9 protein-coding genes are annotated in these 6,900 nt (G+C 71.7%); all 9 read right to left on the bottom strand.

Translation table 11 applies throughout. From position 1 onward, the window contains the following. The coding region (locus ACFXA3_RS30360; protein ID WP_385191804.1) for a DUF2469 domain-containing protein at positions 1-298 on the bottom strand (298 nt) is incomplete at its 3' end. A gap of 55 nt (positions 299-353) precedes the next feature. Continuing rightward, positions 354-857, bottom strand: a complete 504-nt coding sequence (locus tag ACFXA3_RS30355) for an NUDIX hydrolase (RefSeq protein WP_385191803.1) — start codon at positions 855-857, stop codon at positions 354-356. After that, positions 847-1,632 carry a signal peptidase I gene (gene lepB, locus ACFXA3_RS30350; RefSeq protein WP_385191802.1) on the bottom strand — a complete coding sequence of 262 codons (786 nt, stop codon included), beginning with the start codon at positions 1,630-1,632 and terminating at the stop codon, positions 847-849. The genes ACFXA3_RS30355 and lepB (ACFXA3_RS30350) overlap by 11 nt, the downstream gene beginning before the upstream one ends. Positions 1,633-1,676: 44 nt before the next feature. Further along, positions 1,677-2,570, bottom strand: coding sequence for a signal peptidase I (lepB, locus tag ACFXA3_RS30345; protein ID WP_385191801.1), 894 nt, complete (start codon positions 2,568-2,570; stop codon positions 1,677-1,679). A 114-nt stretch (positions 2,571-2,684) separates the two neighbouring features. Then, positions 2,685-3,809: a signal peptidase I gene (lepB, locus tag ACFXA3_RS30340; RefSeq protein ID WP_385191800.1), complete on the bottom strand. Its 1,125-nt coding sequence runs from the start codon at positions 3,807-3,809 to the stop codon at positions 2,685-2,687. A 235-nt stretch (positions 3,810-4,044) separates the two neighbouring features. Then, positions 4,045-4,773: a signal peptidase I gene (gene lepB, locus ACFXA3_RS30335; RefSeq protein WP_385191799.1), complete on the bottom strand. Its 729-nt coding sequence runs from the start codon at positions 4,771-4,773 to the stop codon at positions 4,045-4,047. 44 nt (positions 4,774-4,817) lie between these two features. After that, the gene (gene rplS, locus ACFXA3_RS30330) at positions 4,818-5,168 is read right to left on the bottom strand and encodes a 50S ribosomal protein L19 (protein ID WP_054226492.1); all 351 of its coding nucleotides are present in this window, start codon (positions 5,166-5,168) and stop codon (positions 4,818-4,820) included. 133 nt (positions 5,169-5,301) lie between these two features. After that, positions 5,302-6,123, bottom strand: a complete 822-nt coding sequence (gene trmD / locus ACFXA3_RS30325) for a tRNA (guanosine(37)-N1)-methyltransferase TrmD (protein WP_385191798.1) — start codon at positions 6,121-6,123, stop codon at positions 5,302-5,304. Continuing rightward, positions 6,123-6,686, bottom strand: coding sequence for a ribosome maturation factor RimM (gene rimM, locus ACFXA3_RS30320; RefSeq protein WP_385191797.1), 564 nt, complete (start codon positions 6,684-6,686; stop codon positions 6,123-6,125). The genes trmD and rimM overlap by 1 nt, the downstream gene beginning before the upstream one ends. Positions 6,687-6,900 lie beyond the last annotated feature (214 nt).

Raw genomic sequence — 6,900 nt, 5'->3', positions numbered from 1 at the left:
GCAGCTCCAGGTCGCTCTTGTTGAGCTCCTCGATGTTCACGTCCTTGAAGGTCAGCACCCGCACCTGCTTCACGAAGCGGGCCGGCCGGTACATGTCCCACACCCAGGCGTCGGCCATGGTGACCTCGAAGAACACCTCCCCCTGGACCGAGTGCACCTGCATCTCGTAGTCGTTCGTGAGGTAGAAACGGCGTTCGGTCTCGATCACGTACTTGAACAGCCCGACGACGTCGCGGTACTCGCGATAGAGCTTCAGCTCCATCTCGGTCTCGTACTTTTCGAGGTCCTCGGCGCTCATGGCATGTTCCCCTTCAGCCGTGCGTCCCCCTATTGTGCGCCAGGCCCCTGCGCCCCTAAACGATTTCCGGGGCCAGGACCACCGGGGCACCCGGAGGACCGTCGTCGAGCAGCGTACGGAGCAGCTCGGCGAGTCTGGTCGGGTACACCGTCTCACGGGCCGCGAGAAGTTCCTCGGAAGTCCACCACCTGGCACCGGTGACGCTGCGCCGCTCCAGCTCGGTGAGCCCGCCCATCTCGGTCCGCGTCTGGGCGGTGCGGGCCAGGTAGTACCACTCGTCCTGCTCCCAGCGCCGCCCGTCGAACGGGAAGGAGCAGTACCGGTGCCACAGCACCGGCCCCAGTTCGACCTCTGTGATCCCGGTCTCCTCGGCGAGCTCCCGCAGCGCCGCCTGCTCCCGGGTCTCGCCGCCTTCGAGTCCGCCGCCCGGGGTGAACCACCACTGGTCCGCGGGGTCGCCCGGCTCGAAGCCGTGCAGCAGCAGGATCCGGTCCTCGGGGTCCAGCAGGATCACCCGGGACACCTTGCGGGGGCCGGCCGCGGCGGCGTCAGCGGGCACCGGCGGGCTCCCGTCGCCGCCCGCGCCCCAGGACGCGCGTCAGCGGCCCGTACGCGGCCCCCAGGACCACCAGGGCGGCTCCGGCGACCACCGCGGCCAGCTGGAGGCGCAGCGGCCCCGGCTGCGAGACACCGCCGGGCAGGGCCGCGTACGTGCCGGGGCGGTCGATCATCTTCATGGAGGGCCAGGCGAGGGCGTCGACCCGGGCGCGGACGGTGGAGCGGGGGACGGTGCCCTGGCCGGCCTCCTGGAGGTGGGCCCGCGAGTCCAGCGACGTGAACCTCCGGTCGCCCAGCAGGAACAGGTTGCCCTCGGGCACCGTGACCTCGAACGGCGTGTCGGAGGCGGTGCCCTGGCCGGCGCCGGCCCCGGCCTGCCCGTGCTCGATGTAGGGCTCCTGCAGCTCCTTGCCGTTCACGGTGAGCGTGCCGCCCGCGCCGCAGCACTTCACGGTGTCGCCGCCGACGGCGACGACCCGCTTGACCATGGGAGAGTCGCTCCACATGGCGTCGTTGAACACGACCACGTCGCCGCGCCGCACCTCACCGCCGTCGATGCGCTGGGCGAGCACCCGGTCCCCGGGCTGCACCGTCGGCACCATGGAGTCGGTCGGCACCGTGTACGGCTGGTAGACCAGCGCCCCCCATACGAAGCCGCCCAGGAAGAGCACGAAGCCGACGGCCACGGCGATGCCCGACAGCACGTTGCCGAGACCACCGCGGCCGTCCTTGCCACCGCGTATTCCTGCAGTACCGCTTGCCTGCGTTCCGCCCATTGCAGCGCCCCCACACTTCCGGGATCGACGACCTGGGCGGCACCCTACCTGCCGGTAGTCCCGCCGGTCAGCCTCCGTCGGCGCCACATCACGACCGGGACCGCCCCGGCGAGGCCCAGCGCGGCCGGCCCGAGCCCGACGGGCCCCAGTCCGGCGGCCCCGAGACCCATCGCGGTCGCCTTGCTCTGGTTGCCGATGCCCGGCTGGTCGAAGGTGTCCGGGATGGGCAGGGTCGCCCAGCGGGTGATCGGCCACGCGACGACCACGGCCCGGCCGACGACCTTGTCGACCGGCACGAAGCCCTGGGTGGAGTCCTGCATGTGGTAGCGGGAGTCCTGGGAGTTCTGCCGGTGGTCGCCCATCACCCAGATCTTGCCCTTGGGCACGGTGATCGGACCGAACGGCATGTCGTCGCACGGGGTGTTGCCCGGGTAGATGTACGGCTCGTCCAGCGGCTTGCCGTTGACGACGACCGGTCCGCCCTTCTTGCACTCGACCGTGTCACCGCCGATGGCGATGGTCCGCTTGATCAGGTCCTTCTCGTCCGCGGACGGCATCAGACCGATCTTGCTGAGGACCTGCTGCGCGAAGTTGGGCTCGGGGGTGGGCTCCCCGGCCAGCCAGCTCGCGGGGTCGTGGAAGACCACGACCTCACCGCGCTCGGGCTCCGAGCCGAACCACGGGGTCAGCTTGTCCACGAGCACCCGGTCACCGCGCTGCAGGGTGTTCTGCATCGAGTCGGACGGGATCGAGAACGCCTGCACCAGGAAGGTCTTGATCAGCAGGGCGAGCAGCAGGGCGATGCCGATGAGGAGCGGGAGCTCCTTCCAGAACGAGCGGTGCGGGCGCGCCTCGGCACCACCGTCCTCGGCCTCGCGCTCGGCATCGTCCGGCCGCTCCTCGCCTTCGTCGCGTCCGGATCGCGCGCCTACCGCCACGTCCCCCACATCCACTCCTCACTCGCAGATCGCCGCCCGGGCCGGAAACAGGCACGGGCCCTCCCCTCCCTTAACGAGCGGGAGTTCCCTAGGGCGCGGGAGACCGAGGACACACTATGCGAACGGCGGGCCCCGTCGGCGCCTGCGGCGGCCGCGTCGCCCACCGGGCGTGGGATCGGGCACCGAACGGAAGGTCGCGGGCTGTTCGAGTTTGCGCCAGTGGTCGAACGGCCAGGCGATGACGACGGCCTGCCCCACGACTCCGCCCTCGTCGATGGTGCCGTTGAAGGCCTCGTCCAGGTGGAAACGGGAGTCGGCCGAATTCGCCCGGTGGTCGCCCATGACGAAGAGCCGTCCCGCGGGGACCTTCACTTCGAACCGGATTTCGGAGGGTGCATTGCCGGGGTTGACGTACGGCTCGTCGAGCGGTGTCCCGTTGACGGTGACCCGGCCCTTGGCGTCACAGCACGCCACGGTGTCGCCGCCGACGCCGATGACCCGCTTGATCAGGTCCTGTTCATCGGCGGACGGCAGCAGGCCGATGAAGGTCAGCGTCTCCTTGATCTGCTTGACGCCGACCGGGTCGGCGGCCGGGCGCGCCGCCTCGCCCTTGAGCCAGCCGCCGGGGTCCTTGAACACGACGACGTCGCCGCGCTCGATCTTGGAGCCGAACCACGGCGTCAGCTTGTCGACCAGCACGCGGTCGCCGATCCGGATCGTCTGCTCCATGGACCCGGACGGGATGAAGAACGCCTGGACGAGGAAGGTCTTCAGGACGAGCGCGATGCACAGCGCCACGATGATCAGCAGCGGCACCTCGCCCACGCGGCGGGTGCGCCTGCGCCGCTTGACCCGGCGGGCCAGCCGGCGCCGCTCGGCCCGGCCGCCGTTCTCGTTCGCGGCGGCCTTCGCCCTGGCCCCGCGCCGCGACCCGGGCTCCCGCACCGGCCGCTCGGGGACCTCGGCGGACTCGAAGTCCTGCCCGAACCCGGCTTCCCGCTCGAACCCGGGCTCCCGCCCGAACCCGGCTTCCCGCTCGAACCCGGCTTCCCGCTCGAACCCGGGCTCCCGCCCGAACCGGGGTTCCTGACCGAACTGCGGCTCCTGCCCGAACTGCGGCTCCTGCCCGAACCCGGGCGCCTGTCTGAACCGGGGCTGCTGCTCGAACCGGGGCTCCTGCCGGAACTCGGCCTGCTGCTGCCCGAACCCCGTCTCCCGCTCGAACTGCTGCCCCTGCACGGACCCGGGATCCTGCCGGAACCCGGGATCCTGCCCGAACTGCGGATCCTGCGCGAACCCGGGCTGCTGCTCGAACCCGAGGTCTCCCGGGGGCAGAGGGCCTCCCGGGGTCTCCGGCGCGCGCCAGAATTCGGGGGCACGCGCGGGCCGGGGCGCACGCGCGGGCCGGGGCGCGCGCCCCGGCTCCGGGTCCGGCTCCGGCTCGGGGCCCCGGCCGCCTCTCGAGCGGCCGCGGCTACCCATGGGAGCCCCAGCGCGACACCGGCCAGCCGATCCAGTCGGCCCGCCCGATCACCTTGTCCACCGGCACCATCCCCCCGCCCGGTTCCCCCAGGTGGTCCCGGGAGTCCCGGGACTGGGAACGATGATCACCCATGACCCACAGCGTCCCCACGGGAACGACGATCCGGAAGGGCACCTGCGAGGGCGCGTCGCCGGGATACAGGTACGGCTCGTCCACCGGAACTCCGTTCACCTTGATCCGCCCGCCCGTGTCGCAGCACACCACGTCGTCGCCGCCGACGCCCACGACCCGCTTCACGAAGTCGGTTTCGGACGGCTCGCCGATCCCCAGCGCGGAGGCCGCGCCGGCCAGGGCCCCGCCGATCGGGTTGCCGTCGGCGTGCTCCGGTACGAAGGACCCCGTGCCGTCGAAGACCACCACGTCCCCGCGCCGGGGCTGCTCGCCGAAACGGTACGCCAGCTTGTTCACCAGTACCCGGTCCCCGACCCGGAGCGTCGGCTCCATCGAGCGGCTCGGGATCAGGAAGGGCTGTACGACGAAATTGCTGAGCAGCAGCAGGAAGGTCGTGCAGAGCACGCCGAGGACCGCGGCGCCGCGCCAGGTCAGGAAGACGCGCCAGCCGGGAAGCGCACGGCGCCCCCGCAACGCAGAACGCGGCCGCCCCTCCCCGCTTTCGGGGGAGGAGTGGCCGCGCTGTGTGAGCTCTGCTTCGGTGTCCATCGAGGGGGAGCCTATCCGGCCGCCCCCCGGACCCGGAGATGAGATCAGCGGTCGCGCTTCTCCTTGATCTTCGCGGCCTTGCCGCGGAGCTCACGGAGGAAGTACAGCTTGGCGCGACGCACGTCACCACGGGTGACGAGCTCGATCTTCTCGAAGATCGGGGAGTTCACCGGGAAGGTGCGCTCCACGCCGACGCTGAAGGAGACCTTGCGGACCGTGAAGGTCTCGGAGACGCCAGAGCCCTGGCGACGGATGACAACGCCCTTGAACTGCTGGATACGGGAGCGGCTGCCCTCGATGACGCGGACGTGCACGTTGATCGTGTCACCCGGGCGGAAGGCCGGGACGTCGGAGCGGATCGAGGCGGCGTTGACGCCATCGAGCAGGTGAGACATGTTCTTCGTCTGCTTTCTTCGCACGACGCCACAGGCCGCCGGTGCGGGTTTCCGTAGAGAATTCGGGAGCTGCGTCACTGCGCGGACGACTGTCCCCCTGTGGCAGGGGCGTACGCGAGCACACAGCAGCCGCCTATTCTTCCACGGCCTCGGGCCTGCGCCAAAATCGGCCGTCCGCGGTCGGGTGCCAGCCGAGGATGCTGAGGGTCTCGCGGTCCTTCTTGTCGAAGGCGGCGGCCTCGCAGCGCTCGATCAGGTCGGGGCGGTGCCGCGCGGTGCGGCGCAGCGCCTCGTCCCGGCGCCAGCGCGCGATCTTCCCGTGGTGCCCGCTGAGCAGCACGTCGGGGATGCCGCGGCCGCGCCACTGCGGGGGCTTCGTGTAGACCGGCCCCTCCAGCAGGTTCGCCATCTCGCCGGGCGCGAAGGAGTCGTCCCGGTGGGATTCCGCGTTGCCGAGCACGCCGGGCAGCAGCCGGGCCACGGCCTCGGTGACGACGAGGACGGCGGCCTCGCCGCCCGCCAGCACGTAGTCGCCGATGGAGACCTCGTACACCGGCATCCGCGTCGCGTACTCGTCCATGACGCGGCGGTCGATGCCCTCGTACCGGGCCGGCGTGAAGATCAGCCAGGGCCGCTCGGAGAGCTCGACGGCCAGTTCCTGGGTGAACGGGCGGCCGCTGGGCGTGGGGACGACCATGACCGGCCCGCGCGCGCCGGCCTCGTACCCGTCGGCCAGCGCCTCGTCGAGCGCCTCGCCCCACGGCTCGGTCTTCATGACCATGCCGGGGCCGCCGCCGTACGGGGTGTCGTCGACCGTGTTGTGCCGGTCGTACGTCCAGTCCCGCAGGTCGTGGACGTGTACGTCGAGCTGCCCGCGGGCCCGCGCCTTGCCGACGAGGGAGACGTTCAGCGGCTCCAGGTACTCGGGGAAGATCGTGACGACGTCGAGACGCATCAGGCTTCTTCCCCGGCCTCGGCGTCCTCGTCGCGCGTCGAGACGATCTCCGCGCGGTCGTCGATCAGCCCGGGCGGCGGCGTGATGACGCAGCGCTGCTCCTCCAGGTCGATCTCGGCGACGATCTCCTCCACGAACGGGATCATCACCTCGGTGCCGTCGGGGCGCTCGACGATGAAGAGGTCCTGCGAGGGGAGGTGGGAGATCTCGGTGATCCGGCCGACCTCGGTGCCGTCCTCCAGCACCACGTCCAGGTCCATCAGCTGGTGGTCGTAGTACTCGTCCTCCTCCTCGGGCAGCTCGGAGGGGTCCACCTCGGCGATGAGCAGGGTGTTGCGCAGCCCCTCGGCACCGGTGCGGTCCTTGACGCCCTCGAAACGGAGCAGCAGCCGGCCGCTGTGCACCCGGCCCGTCTCGATGGTCAGCGGACCGGCGGACGCCGGTTCGGTGAGGAGCACGGCGCCGGGCGAGAGCCGCAGCTCCGGCTCGTCGGTCCGCACCTCGACGGTGACCTCACCCTTGATCCCGTGGGCGCGGCCGATCCGCGCGACTACCAGCTGCACTCTCGTTCTCTCCTGTCCAGACGACGACGGGCCGGGGGGGGGCCCGGTGCCCCCCCCCCGCCCGGCCGGGGGGTAAAAACGCAAACGGGCCAGGGGCCAGCGCCCGCGGCGGGGCGGCGGCCCCCCGCCCCCTCGGGGGGGCGCCCGCCCCGCGCCCCCCCGGAGGGCGGGGCCGCGGCGGCCTTCGCGCCGGGCTCCAGCAGGCGCAAGGCCC

This window comes from Streptomyces sp. NPDC059456, assembly GCF_042750055.1.
Taxonomy (GTDB): Bacteria; Actinomycetota; Actinomycetes; order Streptomycetales; family Streptomycetaceae; genus Streptomyces.
The sequence above is the reverse complement of the archived record's forward strand: the minus strand, read 5'-3'. Positions and strand labels throughout refer to the sequence as shown.